The sequence below is a fragment of the Pseudoflavonifractor sp. MSJ-30 genome (assembly GCF_018918045.1).
GTDB lineage: Bacteria > Bacillota > Clostridia > Oscillospirales > Oscillospiraceae > Faecousia.
This window is the reverse complement of record NZ_JAHLPU010000011.1, coordinates 24,032-40,972: the sequence shown is the minus strand read 5'-3', so window position 1 is coordinate 40,972 and position 16,941 is coordinate 24,032. Positions and strand designations below refer to the sequence as shown.

20 protein-coding genes are annotated in these 16,941 nt (G+C 54.6%); 6 read left to right on the top strand and 14 right to left on the bottom strand.

The genetic code is table 11. The annotated features are described in order from the left end of the window. The 4 genes from KQI10_RS01305 to KQI10_RS01290 form a co-directional block, all read left to right on the top strand. On the top strand, window positions 1-187 hold a 187-nt coding region (locus tag KQI10_RS01305; RefSeq protein ID WP_216565595.1), incomplete at its 5' end, for a hypothetical protein. Further along, on the top strand, window positions 172-1,548 hold the full coding sequence (gene fumC / locus KQI10_RS01300) for a class II fumarate hydratase (protein WP_216565594.1): 1,377 nt from the start codon (window positions 172-174) through the stop codon (window positions 1,546-1,548). The genes KQI10_RS01305 and fumC, both read left to right, overlap by 16 nt. Before the next feature lie 92 nt (window positions 1,549-1,640). Then, window positions 1,641-3,281, top strand: a complete 1,641-nt coding sequence (locus KQI10_RS01295; RefSeq protein WP_216565593.1) for a leucine-rich repeat domain-containing protein — start codon at window positions 1,641-1,643, stop codon at window positions 3,279-3,281. Between the two features lie 569 nt (window positions 3,282-3,850). Next, on the top strand, window positions 3,851-4,567 hold the full coding sequence (locus tag KQI10_RS01290; protein WP_216565592.1) for a hypothetical protein: 717 nt from the start codon (window positions 3,851-3,853) through the stop codon (window positions 4,565-4,567). A 178-nt stretch (window positions 4,568-4,745) separates the two neighbouring features. Here KQI10_RS01290 and KQI10_RS01285 read toward each other — a convergent pair whose 3' ends face one another. Next, entirely contained in the window at window positions 4,746-5,123 is a 378-nt protein-coding gene (locus KQI10_RS01285; RefSeq protein ID WP_256445285.1) for a DUF4143 domain-containing protein, read from the bottom strand. Window positions 5,124-5,497: 374 nt separating this feature from the next. On the opposite strand from KQI10_RS01285, the gene KQI10_RS01280 reads away from it, so the two are divergent. Next, window positions 5,498-5,857: a TnpV protein gene (locus KQI10_RS01280; RefSeq protein WP_216565590.1), complete on the top strand. Its 360-nt coding sequence runs from the start codon at window positions 5,498-5,500 to the stop codon at window positions 5,855-5,857. Continuing rightward, the gene (locus tag KQI10_RS01275; RefSeq protein ID WP_216565589.1) at window positions 5,854-6,120 is read left to right on the top strand and encodes a DUF6809 family protein; all 267 of its coding nucleotides are present in this window, start codon (window positions 5,854-5,856) and stop codon (window positions 6,118-6,120) included. Before KQI10_RS01280 ends, KQI10_RS01275 begins: the two co-directional genes overlap by 4 nt. Before the next feature lie 242 nt (window positions 6,121-6,362). Here KQI10_RS01275 and KQI10_RS01270 read toward each other — a convergent pair whose 3' ends face one another. From KQI10_RS01270 to frlC, 13 genes are all read right to left on the bottom strand, one after another. After that, a complete protein-coding gene (locus KQI10_RS01270) occupies window positions 6,363-6,611 on the bottom strand; it encodes a hypothetical protein (protein WP_216565588.1) in 249 nt (82 codons plus the stop codon). A gap of 152 nt (window positions 6,612-6,763) precedes the next feature. Further along, window positions 6,764-7,729 (bottom strand): IS5 family transposase, encoded by a 966-nt coding sequence (locus tag KQI10_RS01265; RefSeq protein WP_216565599.1) that lies wholly within the window; start codon window positions 7,727-7,729, stop codon window positions 6,764-6,766. 120 nt (window positions 7,730-7,849) lie between these two features. After that, window positions 7,850-8,629, bottom strand: coding sequence for a Cof-type HAD-IIB family hydrolase (locus KQI10_RS01260; protein ID WP_216565587.1), 780 nt, complete (start codon window positions 8,627-8,629; stop codon window positions 7,850-7,852). Further along, window positions 8,626-8,889, bottom strand: coding sequence for a hypothetical protein (locus tag KQI10_RS01255; RefSeq protein WP_216565586.1), 264 nt, complete (start codon window positions 8,887-8,889; stop codon window positions 8,626-8,628). The genes KQI10_RS01260 and KQI10_RS01255 overlap by 4 nt, the downstream gene beginning before the upstream one ends. Before the next feature lie 112 nt (window positions 8,890-9,001). Beyond that, entirely contained in the window at window positions 9,002-10,066 is a 1,065-nt protein-coding gene (locus KQI10_RS01250) for an SIS domain-containing protein (protein WP_253285044.1), read from the bottom strand. Between the two features lie 36 nt (window positions 10,067-10,102). Further along, on the bottom strand, window positions 10,103-10,903 hold the full coding sequence (locus tag KQI10_RS01245; RefSeq protein ID WP_216565585.1) for an alpha/beta hydrolase family protein: 801 nt from the start codon (window positions 10,901-10,903) through the stop codon (window positions 10,103-10,105). 18 nt (window positions 10,904-10,921) lie between these two features. After that, complete coding sequence (locus tag KQI10_RS01240; protein WP_216565584.1) at window positions 10,922-11,644, bottom strand: GntR family transcriptional regulator; 723 nt, start codon at window positions 11,642-11,644, stop codon at window positions 10,922-10,924. 26 nt (window positions 11,645-11,670) lie between these two features. Next, window positions 11,671-12,465: a fructoselysine 6-kinase gene (gene frlD / locus KQI10_RS01235; protein WP_216565583.1), complete on the bottom strand. Its 795-nt coding sequence runs from the start codon at window positions 12,463-12,465 to the stop codon at window positions 11,671-11,673. Next, a complete protein-coding gene (locus KQI10_RS01230; RefSeq protein ID WP_216565582.1) occupies window positions 12,462-13,214 on the bottom strand; it encodes a GntR family transcriptional regulator in 753 nt (250 codons plus the stop codon). Before KQI10_RS01230 ends, frlD begins: the two co-directional genes overlap by 4 nt. Before the next feature lie 85 nt (window positions 13,215-13,299). Then, on the bottom strand, window positions 13,300-14,646 hold the full coding sequence (locus KQI10_RS01225) for an amino acid permease (protein WP_216565581.1): 1,347 nt from the start codon (window positions 14,644-14,646) through the stop codon (window positions 13,300-13,302). A gap of 151 nt (window positions 14,647-14,797) precedes the next feature. Continuing rightward, window positions 14,798-15,223: a secondary thiamine-phosphate synthase enzyme YjbQ gene (locus tag KQI10_RS01220; RefSeq protein ID WP_216565580.1), complete on the bottom strand. Its 426-nt coding sequence runs from the start codon at window positions 15,221-15,223 to the stop codon at window positions 14,798-14,800. A gap of 12 nt (window positions 15,224-15,235) precedes the next feature. Next, entirely contained in the window at window positions 15,236-16,084 is an 849-nt protein-coding gene (locus KQI10_RS01215) for an amidohydrolase family protein (protein ID WP_216565579.1), read from the bottom strand. A gap of 11 nt (window positions 16,085-16,095) precedes the next feature. Then, on the bottom strand, window positions 16,096-16,935 hold the full coding sequence (frlC, locus tag KQI10_RS01210) for a fructoselysine 3-epimerase (protein WP_253285042.1): 840 nt from the start codon (window positions 16,933-16,935) through the stop codon (window positions 16,096-16,098). Window positions 16,936-16,941 lie beyond the last annotated feature (6 nt).

Genomic DNA, 16,941 nt, shown 5'->3' with positions numbered 1-16,941 from the left:
CGCCCCGGCAGAAAATGATTTGACTTTATTTGCCGACTATCGTCGGCAAACTCTGCGAGGCTTTTTTGACAGACTGAGCGTCCCCGATTTTTCGGGGACGCTGATTTTTTGCCGCTTTCCTTTTCCGGCAGGATGTGCTATTCTAAGAAAAAACACAAAGGAGCATTCTTTATGGAATACCGCGTAGAACACGACTCTATGGGTGAGGTCCGGGTGCCTGCGGACAAGTACTGGGGGGCGCAGACCGAGCGGAGCCGGAACAACTTTCCCATCGGCGTGGGGCTGGAGACCATGCCCCGAGAGATTATCCATGCCTTCGGCATTCTGAAGAAAGCGGCGGCCATGGCGAACCATGCCCTGAAGCCGGAAAAAATGACGGAGGAAAAGCTGACCGTCATTTCTCAGGCGGCGGACGAGGTGATTTCCGGGGCGCTGGCGGACAATTTCCCTCTGGTCGTCTGGCAGACCGGCTCCGGCACCCAATCCAATATGAACGCCAACGAGGTCATTGCAGGCCGGGGCAACGCCCTGGCGGGGAAACGCCTGCTGCATCCCAATGACGACATCAATATGTCCCAGTCCTCCAACGATACCTTCCCCACGGCCATGCACATCGCGGCGGTGCTGGCTCTGGAAGATAAGCTGCTGCCCGCTCTGGATACGCTGATCGGCACCTTCCGGGGGCTGGAAGCGAAAAACGAGGGCATTGTCAAGTCCGGCCGGACCCATTTGCAGGACGCCACGCCCATTACCTTCTCTCAGGAGATCTCCGGCTGGCGGACCAGTCTGGAGCGGGACCGGCAGCTGATTTGCGCTTCCCTGCCCTATCTGAAGGAGCTGGCTCTGGGGGGCACCGCCGTGGGCACGGGACTGAACGCCCCCAGAGGCTTTGATACCGCCGTGGCGGCAGCCGTCTCGGAGCTGACCGGGAAGGATTTTGTTACCGCACCTAACAAGTTCCATGCCCTGACCTCCAGGGATGAGCTGGTATTTGCCCACGGGGCGCTGAAAGCCCTGGCCGCGGACATGATGAAGATCGCCAACGACGTGCGCTGGCTGGCCTCCGGCCCCCGGGACGGCCTGGGGGAGATCCGCATACCCGAAAACGAGCCCGGTTCCTCCATCATGCCCGGCAAGGTGAACCCCACCCAGTGCGAGCAGGTGACCATGGTGGCGGTGCAGGTCATGGGCAATGACACGGCGGTGGGACTGGCCGCCAGTCAGGGCAATTTTGAGCTGAATGTGTTCATGCCCGTGCTGGCCTATAACTTCCTCCAGTCCGCCCGGCTGCTGGCCGACTCCATCCGCTCCTTCAACGACCACTGCGCCGTGGGCATCACCGCCGACCGGGAGAAGATGCGCCACAACTTACACAACTCCCTCATGCTGGTAACGGCCCTGAATCCCTACATCGGCTATGAAAACGCGGCAAAAACCGCCAAGACCGCCTTTGTCGAGAACATCTCCCTGAGGGAGGCCTGCGTAAAGCTGGGCTTTCTGACGGCGGAACGCTTCGATGAGGTGTTCCATCCGGAAGAAATGGTATAAACCCATTGCAATTTTCCACCGATTGTATTATGATTGGGAACAGTTCGAGAATTCGGAGGAAAAATATCTTGAAGCGCAGGAAAAGTAACAAATTGATCACGGTTCTGGTGATCCTTGCCGTGCTGTCCGTGGCGGCGGCCGGGGGCATGCTGGCCTATATCTATTACCAGAACACCCATATTTTTGTGGAGGGCCAGGCCTATCCGCTGGACGCCACTTATCTGGATCTGCGGGAGGAGGATATCTCCTTCGCCCACTTTGATGCCGTCCAGTCACAGCTGCCGGACTGCACCGTAGTCTGGAATGTGCCCTTCCAGGGCAAGAAGGTCTCCAGCGATTCTGCGGAGATCACCATTTCCAACCCCAGCAGCGAGGATATCCGCATTTTGGGACAGTATTTCCCCAAGCTGCGGACGATCAACGCCGGGGGCTGCGACAATTATGAGACTCTGGAGCAGCTGCAGGCCGCACTGCCTCAGGTGAAAGTCGCCTATCAGGTAGCGCTGGGCGGGTCCTTTGTGGATCCCACCGTCACGGAACTGGATCTGGAGCCGGGAGACTATGATCTGGACACTCTGAAAGAGGCGCTGCTGTACCTCCATCAGGTGACGGATGTGACCATCCACAAGCTGGACCTGACACTGGAGCAGTTCCAGACTTTGCGGGAGGCATTCCCGGAAATTACCTTCCACTATACGGTCTACCTGCTGGATCAGGAGCAGAGCAGCGATGTGACCGCGCTGGATCTTTCCCGGATGCAGGAAACCGATCTGGACCAGGTGGCCCGGAAGCTGTCCCTGCTGCCGGACCTGGAGACCGTGGAGCTCTGCGGCAGCGACGGTACTTCCAAGCTCACCGAACAGGAGGCCAAGACCCTGATCGCCGCGGCGCCGGATGCCGTCTTCCACTATGCCTTTGATTTCTACGGCCAGACCCTGTCTACGGACATGGAGGAGGTCAAGCTCAAGGGCCTGAAGATCAGCGACGATGAGGAGCAGACCGTCCGGGACGCGCTGGATCTGCTGTCCAACTGCAAGCGCTTTGTTCTGGAGGACTGCGGGCTTTCCAATGAGACACTGGCAAAGCTCCGGGACGACTACCGCGACCGGACGAAGATCGTCTGGCGGGTCTATTTCGGCAAGGGCAGCAGCCTGACGGACGCTCAGGTCATCCGCTGCGTCTATGATCTGAAAGACAGCAACTGCTCCGCCCTGCGCTACTGCGAGGACGCGGTCTACGCCGACTTCGGCCACGATGAATACCTGAACGATTCCAGCTTCCTGGAGGGTATGACCAGTCTGGAGGTCGTGATCCTCTCCGGCTCCCCCATCAAGGATCTGACGCCTCTGGCCAACTGCAAGAATCTGCGGATTCTGGAAATCGCCAACTGCGGCTATGTAACGGACCTGAGCCCCCTGGCCGCCTGCGAGAAGCTGGAGATGCTGAACATCAGCTACACCAAGGCGGAGGATCTGGCGCCTCTGGAAAACCTGCCGCTGACCCATCTGGTAGCCGTCGGCGGCACCGGCACCCGTCTGGGCCAGGAGCAGCAGGAGGCATTTGAGACGGCCCACCCCGACTGCCAGAACCTCTGGCGGGGCACCCAGGAGTACGGCGTAGGCTGGCGCTATGTGGACAAGGAGACCGAAATGGACTGGTACGCCCAGGCTGCCGTCGCCTTTAAGTACCCCCACGCGCCCAACAATGTCGGCTGGTATCTGACAAACGATTGAGCAAATAACCGAAAAACCACAGCCCGCCTTGACGTTAAGACGGGCTGTGGTATAATAAGCACAGAAAGAGGGCGCTGCCGATAGACGGTTTGCTCCCCCTGCTAACTGGAAAAAGTAACCGTTAAGTTTGGGGAAACTATGCGGCGGTTACTTTTTCTTGTTTATTTCAATGATTTGGATCACCAAATTGACAAGACCAATAAGTACAAGACAAAACTCGTAGAGTTCTGAAATTGTTATGCCGGCCACCCCCTTTCCATAGAAGGACAGGGGGTGTAAAAGTATGTGCGTACCCCTTGGCTCTCCCTGTGGGAGAGCTGTCACGGCGGAAACGCCGTGACTGAGAGGGCTGCGATAGCTGTGACTTTCATGCGGCCCCCGCCGCTGGTACCCTCTCAGTCGTGCTGCGCACGCCAGCTCCCCCAGAGGGGGAGCCAGGGGACATTCCGACAAACCCCGATTTGCCTGCGACAATCCTTAAAGCTTTCTTTAATATTTCACCGGAATTCTTGACATTTTCCGGAAACAATGGTATGCTGAAACTACTTCTGAGGAAAGGATGCGAGTTTATGAAGAAAATTGCCGCGCTTTTGTGCGCGCTTACACTTGCGCTCTCTCTGGCGGCCTGCTCCAAGACGGAGGAGCCTGTGGCCACAACGGAGAGCCAGCCTGTGGAAACGACCCAGGAGACCACCGTCCCGGAGACCACAGAGGCCCCGGTGGTCACGGCAAAGCCGCTGTACAGCGAAATCCTGGACAGCTACTTTGACGCCCTGCTTCAGGGCCTGGAGCCCAACGACTATATGGATCGGGGGCTGAACTACCTGCCCGGCATTGCCAAGGACATCAATGAGGTTGGCTATTGTCTGGAGGATCTGGACGGAGACGGCACCTCTGAGCTGCTGATCGGCTCCGTCAGCGAAAACCTGATCTATGCCATGTACACCGTAAAGAACGACGAGGAGATCCGGCTCATCGATGCCGGCGAGCGGAACACCTTCCAGCTGACCTCCGACGGCCTGTTCCTGAACCGGGGCAGCAACGGCGCGGCCAGCTTCGGCTATAATCTGTACGCGTTCCAGGACGGGGAACTGAAATTCCAGGATGCTCTGGTCTTTGACGCGGGCCGTGACGAGCAGAACCCCTGGTTCTACGCCACCACCGAGACCTGGGACACCGACTCCATGACCCCGCTGGAAACCGCCAACGCGGAGGCACTGGAGGAGGACCTGAATTCCAGCGTGGTCCCCATCGCCTTCGTCCCCTTCGCGGAGTATACGACCTGAAGCGGCTCCCACATATAAAAAGAAATATCCCGGCGATTGCCTCCCATTGTGTTACAATACATTCAGTAACACAATGGGAGGTTTTTCTATGGCAGCGGAACAGCCGAATAGAATAAAAACCCCTGCACGGTGCAAGCCTATTTGTCTGCACAAACGATACTGCGATGATTTTACAGGATTAGTTTTTCAGCGCTGTGATTGGCACAACAAATACGCCATCCGGCCGCTGATATGCCGCACTTGCCATACCGCACAGGACGCATAGGACGGCAGGCGGTTTTCCCTTTGGGTCTTCCGACATTTGTTTTTTCATTTTAAGAAGATTTGCGGCTGCGGCATCAATTTGGTTTGCCCCCAGCTTGATTTCAAAGGCACACCATTGTCCATCCGCCAATTCAATGACCGCATCAATTTCATGCCCGCTATAGTCCTGATAATGGTAGAGGTTTGCGCCAAAGGACTCTGCGTAAATGCGCAGGTCCCGTTCGCACAGCGCTTCAAACAGAAATCCCAGCGTTTCCAAATCTCCCAGCAGCCCGGAGGGCGTTGCTTTCATCTCAGCCTGTTTTTTCAATCGCATTCAGTCAGATTTTGCAATTTCATTCAGTCATTTTCAAGTCTGCACATTACCATCATAAAACCTATCGACTACAGCCCCCTTTCGTGCTATAATCAGGGAAATAGCAGGAAAGGGGGATCTTTATGCCCGAAAACCATCCAAACATCAAAAATCCCCTGAGCATTGGGCTTTTGGCCCATGTGTGAGCCAATAGAGGAGTACCACATTTAAGCAGCCCTGAGAAGTTGGATTTTCTCAGAGCTTTCTTGCTTTTTTGGGATATATTGACTTCAATTTATACTTTGCGGCACAATCGACATTTCAATCATTCTCCGATACAATGGCAGTACCAAAGTAAAGGAGGACTGAGCATGAACATCAACTATATCCGTGTGGGTGATTATTTTATCCCAGACCTGACGCTGCCGGAGGAAACCCGCCCCATCGGCAGGTGGGGGCGGATGCACCGGGAGTATCTGAAAGAGCACAGGCCGATTCAATACAACTGCCTGCTCCTGTCCGGCAAGCTGTGGACTTATCTGGCAGACCTGAATGAGCAGGCACAGGATAGACTGGAGCGGATAATCGAGCAGATGAAAGCCGCCGAAGGAGCGACAGAAAAATTGAAAGCTGCTGATCCAATGGCTTGGGTTGGTACCATGAACAATATCCGGAACAGAGCAGAGGAAATCATACTCCAGGAGCTAATCTACGGGGAGGATGCAAAATGAGAATTCTTGAAGAATTTTGGTACGGCAATATCGAACCAACGGAATATGACACATTACCCTGTGCAGAATACAAGGAAGCCCTTCAGTTGATTAGCCGAAACGAAGAAAAGCTCCAGGCCACCATGACGGATACCCAGAAGGAGTTGTTCTCCCGGTATGCGGACAGTGTACGGGAGTTCCAAGATATGGCAGAGTGTCTGCTGTTTCAGAACAGCTTCCGCCTGGGTGCCAGGATGATGCTGGAGGTGATGGAGGAAAGATAATCGGATATGGCGTTTTACGTATATTTTGAAAATCCACATTTTTCAACTTGGTGCGCGCCTAAAAACAGGGATCTCCGATAATGAAAATCCTACTACCACATTTTTATGTAATTCTCTGTGAAAGATACGGAGATAATCCGAATACGCTGGAACACTGACTGATGGATTAACAGAATAAACACAGCACAGCCCACCGATCATTCGATCGGTGGGCTGTGTATACCTGGAATGATACCATCAAACTATTTTGTCTTGCTATCTTCGATGATTTTTTCTGCAAAGTCCTTTGCACCCGAGAGGAGTTTTCTGCGCAATGCTTTTCCGTTATCAGGCGCCTTCTCAGAGGTGAACATGCTCTTATTCCTCCTAAATACTCCGTTTACCATGTCCGCATTCGCTGGCACTTCAAAAACATTGATCAGCAAATGAATGATCTCATCTACAGTAAGCCATTCACCTTTTCCTTCGTTAGTAACTATATACATTGCCATGATTACCTGCTCTTTTAGAGCCAGAAAGGGATTTTACTGATGGATAATTCATAGGGCAACACCGTATAAACACCAAAAATCGCATTATACAATAGGTGCCCAATAAAAACTGTGGATAACCTCCGAATTTTTGTCCGCAAAGGCGCACTGACTCAAGCCGCCAGACAGGGTCTGTCAGCCAGAATCAGATTTGCCAGCGCAAACATGATATTGAATTTGGCTTGCTGCTTTTCAAGCCCTCGGTATCGTGTTTTTCGGAAACGCAGCTGCTTTTTAACAACACCGAATACATGCTCTACTTTTGCTCGGACTGAGGATTTCGTGCGTTCTGCTTTCTTGGCGGCGTACTGTCCGCTTTTGCTCAGCTTCTTCATCTGAGAAGGACGACGATTGATCTTATACTTGATTTTCCTGCCTGATTTATTACGGACTACGGCATCTTCACGTTTACCTGCGCCGAGATAACCGCTGTCGCCGTAGACAGTCTCTTCTTCTCCCGTCAGCAATTTCGGCACTTCCGTAACGTCGTGGACATTTGCCGCTGTGGCTTCCACTGTATGAACCAGTCCACTGTCCTTGTCTACGCCGATATGTGCCTTATATCCAAAGTGCCAAGTGTTCCCCTTTTTGACCTGATGGGCATCCGGATCTCGCTTTTTCTCCTTGTTCTTAGTGGAAGATGGGGCAGAAATGATGGTGGAATCCACAATGGTACCCTTCTTCAGAATGAGGCCACGCCCCATGAGCGCTGCTACCACCTGAGCGAACAGCTTTTCCTGCAGTCCGTCCTTGATCAGCAAGTTCCGGAATCGGCCGAGAGTATCCCCGTCCGGAACCTGATTGCTGGAATCCACGCCGCAGAACTCCGAAAATGCGCGGCTGTCGATTGCCTCTGCCACTGTTGCCTCGTCACTCAGGTCATAGAGGTTTTGCAGCAGATACAGTCGGAGCATGATCTCCAGCGGATAGGGTTTGTTGCCGCGCTCTCCTTTATAGTAGCACGGCCGAATCATGGCAAGCCATTCTCCCCACGGGACGATCCGTTCGATCTGTGCGAGAAATTCTTTTTTCTTCGTCCGCACCTGTGCCAGTTCGTCACTGAATGCGGAAATCGTCATTTGTTTATCCATGGCTTTATTACACTTGGCGGTATCTGGCACTTTTTTCTGTGCGGTATTGCCTTAGAAGTGATTCCTGTGTCAATTCCCATAAAATACGTCTGTGGCATTTTCCACGTCTCATAATATAAAACGTTCGATGATTTCCGCAGCCGCGTCGTGGTCGGAGTCCCGTTCAGTCACATAGTCCGCCGCGGCCTTTACCTCCGGCAGGGCGTTGGCAACTGCTACACCGATGCCCGCCCCCTGAATCATGGGCAGATCATTGGTGTAATCCCCCGCCGCGACGACCTGATCCGCAGAAATGCCCAGCAGCGCCATCAGCCGCTGCAAACCGTTCCACTTGCTGATATTCTGGGCCATAATATCGGTACACATGTCCTCGGAGGGTGTGAAACTCAGCGGAAGTGCCTGCTGCGTAATCCATTTGCAAATCGGCGTCCGATCCGCCGTGGCCATGAAGCCCTCCACGGACTGCCAAGGCGTCTGCGTCAGCCGGTGATAGCACACCGGCCTAGTACCTAAATAATCGATGTAATCCTGTAGGCCGTCATTCCACTTATTGACGCCCCAGTAGTCGCCGCTGATAACGTGCAGCTGCCAGTTCTCTTCCAGACAGCGCTGAATCAGCGCCCTGGCAGTTTCCGGGAGAATGGTCTGGTTGAACAGTACGGCGTTGTCTGCTGTGCAAATCAGCTTTCCGCCGTTGTTCAGCAGCAGATAATCCGCATACCTGCTCTCAGGCCAGAAGGAGAACATATCGATGTCCCGCCGTCCGGTGGCAAATACCACCCGGTGTCCTTGGCTCCTGGCCTTTGCAAGAGCCATTTTGGTTTTTTCGCCCAGATGTCCCTGCCGGTTCACGGTGGTACCATCCAGATCCATGGCCAGCAGCTTCATTTCTCGTATTCCTCCAGCTTTGCCTGCTTCACGCTGGCGATCAGAACATCATCCATGTTCTGGCCGACGGCGTTGACACTGATGAACAGATCATCCAGATGAGCCTTGAAGGTGGTGGAATGGGCAATCTCGGACAGAGGCCTTGCGTCCAGAGTTCTGCCTGACTTTGAGTTGATGAAGTGGAGTGTTTTCAAGGCATCCAGATGCAACATGGTATTAATGGGCTTTTTGACATGATATAGTTTTTCGGTCCGAATCATACACATTCTCCTTTGCAAAAAAGCTCCCAGACACAGCCGGGAGCTGACAGCTCCTCACGCCTCCCGCGTTGGGGGCGAAGCCCCCAACGCAGGGAGTAAGGAGAGGAGGATATCAATAATCGAACTGCCGGTAGTAACGGCGGATGGACAGGGGATGGCGCAGGAACAGCTCCATGTAAGCATCCACACGGTTGTTTACGGCGTGCATCATCAGATGGGACAGGGAGCCACGGAATTCGGGGCTGATACCCTCCATGGGCAGCTCCTTCGTATCGATGATGGTATAGTTGCCGCAGACCTTGGGCAGGAACCGGGCTACCCGCTCTGCCAGAGGACGCTGCTCATCCTCACCCATGAACAGGGTGACGGGGGTGTCTGCCACCAGGATTTCCTGCATACCGTGGAAGAACTCGGGGCAGCTAATGGACTTGGTGCGAATCCACATCTGCTCTTCCCAGTAGCACATGGCATAGGAGTAGGTAGCGCCCCACTGGTTGCCGGCGCCCACAAAGTAGTGGGGAAGATCGGGATGCTCCTTCAGGAAGGCAACCTTCTTTTCCGCGTAGTCGTAGGCCCATGCGTCGGAAATTTTTTCAATATTCACCAGATCCAGCGCCAGGTGGGCTTCCATCTCCTGATTGTAGCGGTCATAGTCGGGGAACTCACCGTTCTTGTACATCAGGTAGTTGGCGACCATGAAGAATTTCAGCTGCTCGTTCTTGGGGTAGAGCACCAGATAATCCCACTTGCCTTCCTGAGTCAGCAGGGAGCCGGGGGTGTCAATGAAGGCGAATACCCGAACGCCCTTTGCCTTCACGGTGTCGATAAGCTGCACCATTTCCTTGGTGTTGCCGGAGACGGTGGAGTAGATGACCACAGAGCGGTCAGTCAGCCGCTTGTTGCCGGTGGTCAGGTATTCTGCGGCATTTTCTACATAGACCGGCAGAGAAGACTTACCCCGCATATAGACCTCAACCTGCATCGCGGAAGCGTAGGTGCCGCCGATGCCGATGAAATAGATGTTGTCAAAGCCTTCCTCCCAGATCTGATCCACAATCTTCTCAATCTGGGGACGCAGAGCCAGCGCACCATTGACGCTGTCGATGTCGCCCTGCTCGTTGAAGTTGCGCAGGCAGGCACCCTTGGCCTCAGCCCAAGCTTTCGGTTCGTAATTCATACTATTCTCGATCCTTTCTTAACAAAAAACAACTAGTTAATAGATTGGTGTGGTTTTCATATCCATATTCCGGAAAAATTGGAATGCGTACTGAATCGCTTTGTCCCAGTAAGGCCATTCGTGATCCCCCGGTGCTTCCAGATACATATGTCCATAGCCGGCTTTTTCCGCCGCACGGCGGAAGGTCTGATTATCCTCATAGAGAAAATCAGAGGTACCGCACAGCTGGATAAGCCTTGGACGCTGGGGATTGCCCGCCTGACGGCAGACCAGAGAAATCACATCATCTTCTTCGGAAGGCAGACCCGTGGCCCCGTGCAGAGCCCGCAGCTCCTGAGGCAGCAGATCGGGCCACTGCCCATTCATCACCCGCCGCGCAATCCCGGGATAGTTCAGAACCCCAGACAGGGAGGCGATTCCGGAAAACCGTTCCGGATGGCGCAGGCCAACCTTCACAGCGCCGTAGCCACCCATGCTCTCACCGGCAATGAAGGTGTTTTCCCGGCTGCTGCCAAAGCAGAACCATTGTTCGCAGATCCTCGGAAGCTCCTCCGCAACATAGGTAAAATATCGTGGCCCGGAGACACTGTCACAATAGAAGCTGCGCTGAACCTCCGGCATGACGATGATAAAATTGTACTTCTTGGCATAGTATTCAATCTTGGAAAACCGGGTCCACTCTCCGCTGTTGGCGGACAGTCCGTGCAGCAGATACAGCACCATGGGTTCTCCGTCGAATACCGGTGTCACATCACACGACAGTTCCGGAAAGATCACCCGCAGTTGGGTGGTCATTGCCAGACTCTGGGAGTAAAAATCCCCCGTAAACAGTCCCATTGTTTTCCTCCTTGCGCGTTATCGCCGGAAGCGTACGGTAAACCGGCCCTTGTCTCCCCGGGTATAGTTGCGGCTCTGCTCGATGATGTGCCCCTGCTCATCATAGCTGGTACATTCAAACAAAAGCACCGGTGTCTGGGTGGTAATACCCAGCAGATTGGCGTCATTGGGCTCCAGATGCACCATATCCAACGTCTGTCTTGCCCGTTCCAGCTTGATTCCGTACAGCTCGTAAATTTCATACAGGGAGAACACAGAAAGATCAATTCCCTGAATCTTGGGCACCAGATTCCGGGGAACAAAAATCTCCTCCAGAGAAACCGGCTCGCCATTGCCATAGCACATCCGCTTGATATAGAAGATTTCATCTTCCGGACGGATCCCAAACATCATGGCGTATTTCGCCCCGGCGGGACGGATCATTTTCTTGAGAACCTTGATGGAGGGTGTCACATTTCGCTCCAGCATGGTCTGGGTAAAGCCTTTCAGCACTTCCAGATCCCGTTCGATATGGGTTCTCAGGACAAAGACCCCTTTTCCCGCCACACGCCGCAGCAGGCCCTCATTCACCAGCGTTTCAATGGCATTGCGAACAGTCTGCCGGGTTACGGCATACTCATCCGCCAACTCATTTTCGGAGGGCAGCGCCGTACAGGGCGCGAATTCCCCGGTCTCGATTTTATAGCGAATGATCTCGCGAAGCTGCATATACAGGGGCGTCAATCCGCTTGCTTTATCCATAGGGATCCCTCCGAAATTGCTTTTTCTTACCAGGCGCCGAAATACTTCAGCGTCTCGGTGGCGTTGGCTGCCCCCTTCTGCATGGCCTCATCGATGGTCATACCCTCCACAATGCCGTACAGGAAGCCGGCGATATAGCTGTCGCCCGCGCCCATGCTGTCCACAACGTTTTCACAGGGTACAATGCCGAATTTGTGGAACTCGGTTCCATCATAGCACAGACTGCCATGCTCGCCCAGCATGGCAATGACCAGCTTGGGACCCCGGGAGTGGTAGCCCTTCATCTGATCCCGCAGGACAGGTGTGTCGCCGTCATCACTGGAGAAGAAGAGGTAGTCTGCATAGGGCATGGCAATCTGGCTGGCCTCGTCCTCGGGACGGGTGGCGCAGTCAAAGGCAGTGGGGATGCCCCGGGCCTTCAGCGCCTGGAACTGTCCCTCAACCTTGCCCCACAGGTCGCAAACCACCATGTCATGGGTCTGGATGAAGTCCATATCCTCCTCGGAGAGGGTATAGTCCTCCAGAACGCCCTCTTCATAATCGCCGAATACCCGTTCTCCCTCCAGCAATTCCACCTGAGAGACGGCGGTCTTGCCGGGCTTGACGTGCAGATGGGAGGTATCCACACCCTTGGCCGCAATGGCCTCCTGCATGATTTTTCCGTAGGCGTCATCGCCCACCGGACCGGTGTAGGAAGCCTCGCCCCCCAGGCGAACCGTATAGACCGCCATGTTGACGGGGCCACCGCCGGGATAGGCTTTTCCGTTTTCGATATTGCTGTAGAAGTCAACGCAGTTACTTCCAACTGCTGCCAGTTTCATAGAGTTTGTCTCCTTTCAGGCTCCGTCCGATGCTTGCGCAGAATGCTTGAAAAGCGAACCATATCCGGCCGCATCACCGACTTGAAGAATTCCACCGGAACGTTATTGTAATCACGGACAATGCCGGCCAGAAAGAACAGGCTGCCACCTTCCTCTATGCGAAGCTGCCTTGCTTCTAATTCTGTGGCATAGGTAATTCCGATGCTTTCCTCCCCGCTGGCGGGGAAAATCTTATAGTAACTCAGCACCTGATACAATGACTCGTTGGTAAAATCGTGGTCGATCAGGCGCGGACAAAGGGATAGGTTTACGTAATTCGTCTCAATCATGTAGGGAACACCGTCCATAATCCGCAGTCGGCGCATAAACAAAACCCTTGTTTCTTCCGGAACCTGTAGTTTTTCTGAAATATAGTGGTCTGCAAGAATCACCTCAGACTCCAGTACCGTGGTTTTCAGCTGACGCCCATCCCCTCTGACGGATTCCGTGGTGGACTTTGCATCCTGAAGATTGCGCTCCAGCTTGGGCGGCGCAACATATGTCCCTGATCCCTTCAGGCTGTACAGGCTGCCCATTTCCGCCAGACGGCGGATGGCAGCGCGGAGCGTTGTGCGGTTCAGCCCCCACATTTCACACATTTCCCGTTCCGCGGGAAGCTTCCCGTGGGGCGGAATATCGTTTGTCTGGAGATAGCACTCAATCAGTTCAACAGCCTCCTCACGATGGCGGACACGCTGCTTTTGTTCCATAAATCCTATCTCCTTTCTGCTTTTGTGGACCGTACAGCCCTCAGGGAAATTTTACACCGGGACTCGCATCGCTGTCAAGCCAGAATTAGGCTGCCTTCCGGTTCTGCTTCTCCCACATATAGTACACGGGCAGACCGGTGGCAACGGCGAGAACGGCGCAGACCAGGCCAGCCACAGGCGCCCACACGAAGGTGGAAATAATCAGGGTGCCGGTCATCAACATGGCGATCAGGGGCAACACAGGGCCCAGGGGGAGACGGTAAGAGGGGTTGTAGTCCTTCTTCTTACGCAGAACAAAGATGGTGCCGAAAGTCAGGAAGTTCTTCAGCAGCGCCACCAGGGTGAAATAGCCCAGCAGATCGGACAGGCTGGTGGCGAAAATCAGCACGATGGCCACGGCGCACTGCACGATGATGGAGAAGTAGGGAGTCTCATACTTGGGGTGAACCTTGGCGAAGGATTTGAAGAACAGACCGTCCTTTGCCATGGCGTACTCAATCCGGGGCTGGAACATGATGCAGCTGGACAGAGAGCCGATGACCACGATGATGGCCATGATCGCCACAACCGTACCGGCGTAATTGCCGATGAAGGGGATCTTGGATGCCAGCAGGGCGATGGGCGCATCGGAGGCAGCCAGCTCATCCACGGTCAGCAGACCGGAAGCCACGGAGGTCAGACCGGCGTACAGAGCCAGAACGATGAAGGCGGTCAGGATCAGGCCCCGGGGCAGATTCTTCTCGGGATCCTTGATTTCACCGGACATATAGCAGGCGGCGCCCATGCCGTCAAAGGACCAGGTAGTAGCGGAAACGCCAGCCAGCAGGGCCATGATGCCACCGGCACCGGCAAAACCAGCCAGAGGCGCGGAGGAGAGGAAATTGTCACCTTTAATGAAGAACGCGCCGATGCCGATGATCAGGGCGAAGGGCAGAATCTTCAGCGCGGTGATGACGGTCTGGAACTTGCCACCGCCTTCAACGGAACGCAGGTGGATGATCATGAACACCAGAACGAAAGCCACAGCGATGAGTTTCAGAACCAGGCCGTGGATGGGAATGAAGAACGCAAGATAGTTCACGATGGCCAGAGCCATGATGGAGATGGAGGGGGGATCGGTAGCCCAGAAGCTGATCCAGCCGCACAGGAAGGCCAACGGACGGGAACCGGCTTCCCGGAAATAGACATACTGACCGCCGTCCTCAGGGTAGGCGGAAGCCAGTTCTGCGTAGCAGAAGTTGGCGGGGATCTGAAGCAGACCGCCGATGACAAAGGCCAGCACCAGGAACAGGCTGCTGCCGGCAGCACCTGCCACCTCAGACAGGGAAGAGAAGATGCCGGAACCGACAGTGGTGCCGACGCCCAGAGCCAGAACGGCACCCAGGCCCAGTTTACGACCGAGATCGGTCTTTTCCGCGGGATTTTTTGACATAGGTTATGTCTCTCCTTTCACTTTTTCCTCGACTGCGGCTGTGCAATCCGCAGCGAATCTTTTGGGGAAATGCTCTGTTCGGTATTTTCTGCCCTTCCCGGCAGGGTTATCACAACAAGACCTGCATTACGGAGGTCATTGTCATAATCGGTTATTGGCCCTCTACAATCACCAGAACATTTCTGGAAGCTGGGCCGTCAAATTCGCAAAAATAAACGTCCTGAGCGCCGCCCCGTTGAAGCATGCCGTCCTGAATCAGGAAATGGCAGTGATTTCCTGTGAGCATCGCTTTCAGGTGACCGGTAGGATTTCCGGCGGTTGAGCCGTAGTCTCTGAGCATCCGGGCGTGGCTGTAAGGCCGATCTTCCGGGGCAAAGAGCGCCAACGCGTTCTGCATATCGCTCTCAAGGCACTCCAGTGCTTCGTTCACCGTCACACCGGTGGTGGTATGCTTGGTCAGCACGGTGACCATGCCCTCCCGAATACCACTTTCCGCCACGATTTTCTCAACCTCCGGGGTGATCACCTCAAACTGAATATACTGATGCGTCAGCAGATGGATGGTCTTTACGAACATCGTCATACCTCCTCAGTCCAGACCGCCAAGAAAATCGATGGCGTTGCGTCCCATGATCAGCTCCAGCGTACTGTCCCGGAATCCCAATTCACGGATTGCCTGAGCCATGCGGATCTGCTCAAACCGGGGATTGTTGGAGCCGAACATCACCTGATGCCGCAGGCTCCGATCGATCCAGGTAATGGGAATGTCCCGGGTCAGCATCTGGGTATAGAACTCTTTCGCATTGTCAAAATAAAGGGCACCGGTATCCGTATAGACGTTGGGATACTTCACCATCAGCATAGCGGTCTCCCGCACCCAGGGCCAGCCGAAGTGGGCAAGGCAGATGCGCAGCCTGGGATGCTTTGCGGCCACGGTCTCAAAGGCCAGTGGCTGGCAATAGCTGGTCAGGGTATCCGGCTCCCAGCTCAAACCCGCGTGGAAGAGGATGGGTCGATTGTACTGTTCGCAGATGGCGTATATCGGCTCCATCACGGGGTCGGAGGGCATCACATGGTGCCGTCCGGGGTGAAGCTTCAGCCCCTTGAGCTTCAGGCGGGTGAAGGCGTCCTCCAGCTTTTCGCAGGCGGCAGGATCCCGGGGATCCACGCCGGCAAAACCGATGAACTTGTCCGGCGCCATATCCACAAGCTTTCTGATCTCCTCATTTTCCACAAGACAGCCCGCGCTGGCGGAATAATCCTCCGGCAGCAGGCACAGCCTGTCCAGTCCTGCACAGCGCATCTGATTGAAGATGTGTTCCAGCGGAGCAGTGCCGTTCTTGTGGATATCCAGCTGCCGGTGGCGCAGCTCCTCCCGTGCCGGATCCTCGTTAATCGGAGCGTAAAACGCCGGATGCACATGAATGTCAATGGTCATAAACGTGCACCTTATTCCATACCAGCCTGCGCCATCATGGCGCGGACGTTATTTACCGCCCGTCTTGCGTACATTCTCGGCTCATTGATGTATCCGGTGACCAGCTCCAGCGTAGCGGTCCCGTTATAGCCGATTCGCTTCAGCTCCTGCATCATCTCCTGCAGGGGCATGGAACCTTCGCCGGGCATGATGTGGCTGTCGGTGCCGTTGTCGCCGTCGATGATGTGCATATGATCCATCTTGGCACCCAGCTTGTCAAAGTAGGCCATGATGGACTCGTGCTGAACAAAGGGCGGCACCACATCGCACATTCCAACCACATAGGGGTTGTCGATGCGGTGGAACAGTTCCACCAGATCGTTGGCTCTGGTGAAGAAGTTTGACTCATAGGGCGTCAAAGCCTCCACCGTCAGCTTAATCTCCAGCTTGGCCGCGTAATCACCCAACTCCCGGATGGTCTTCTCCAGCCGACCCCAGAGCTGATCATAGGTGGCCAGATATCCGCCGTTGGCAGGGCTGGTCAGCACAAACTCCGCACCCATCTCCTTGGCCATGTCCAGACACAGCTTCAGATAATTCACAGCATCCTCCCGCTGTGCTTCGGAACCAATCATGTAGTTGTAAGGATAGGCGTTGTGCTCCGGGGTATAGCCACGGACAGGCATCTCGTACTGATCGATGAGCCGCCGAACCTCACAGATATCTCCAGCCTTCAGATCCGGGGCGTAAGCATGGGGCCGCCCGCCCCACAGCTCGATAAAATCATAGCCGTATTCCTTTGCGTCCTGAAAGCAGTGCTCCAGGGGATTGCGCTGATAACCGGATGTAAACATACCAATCTGCATACTCATTTGAAT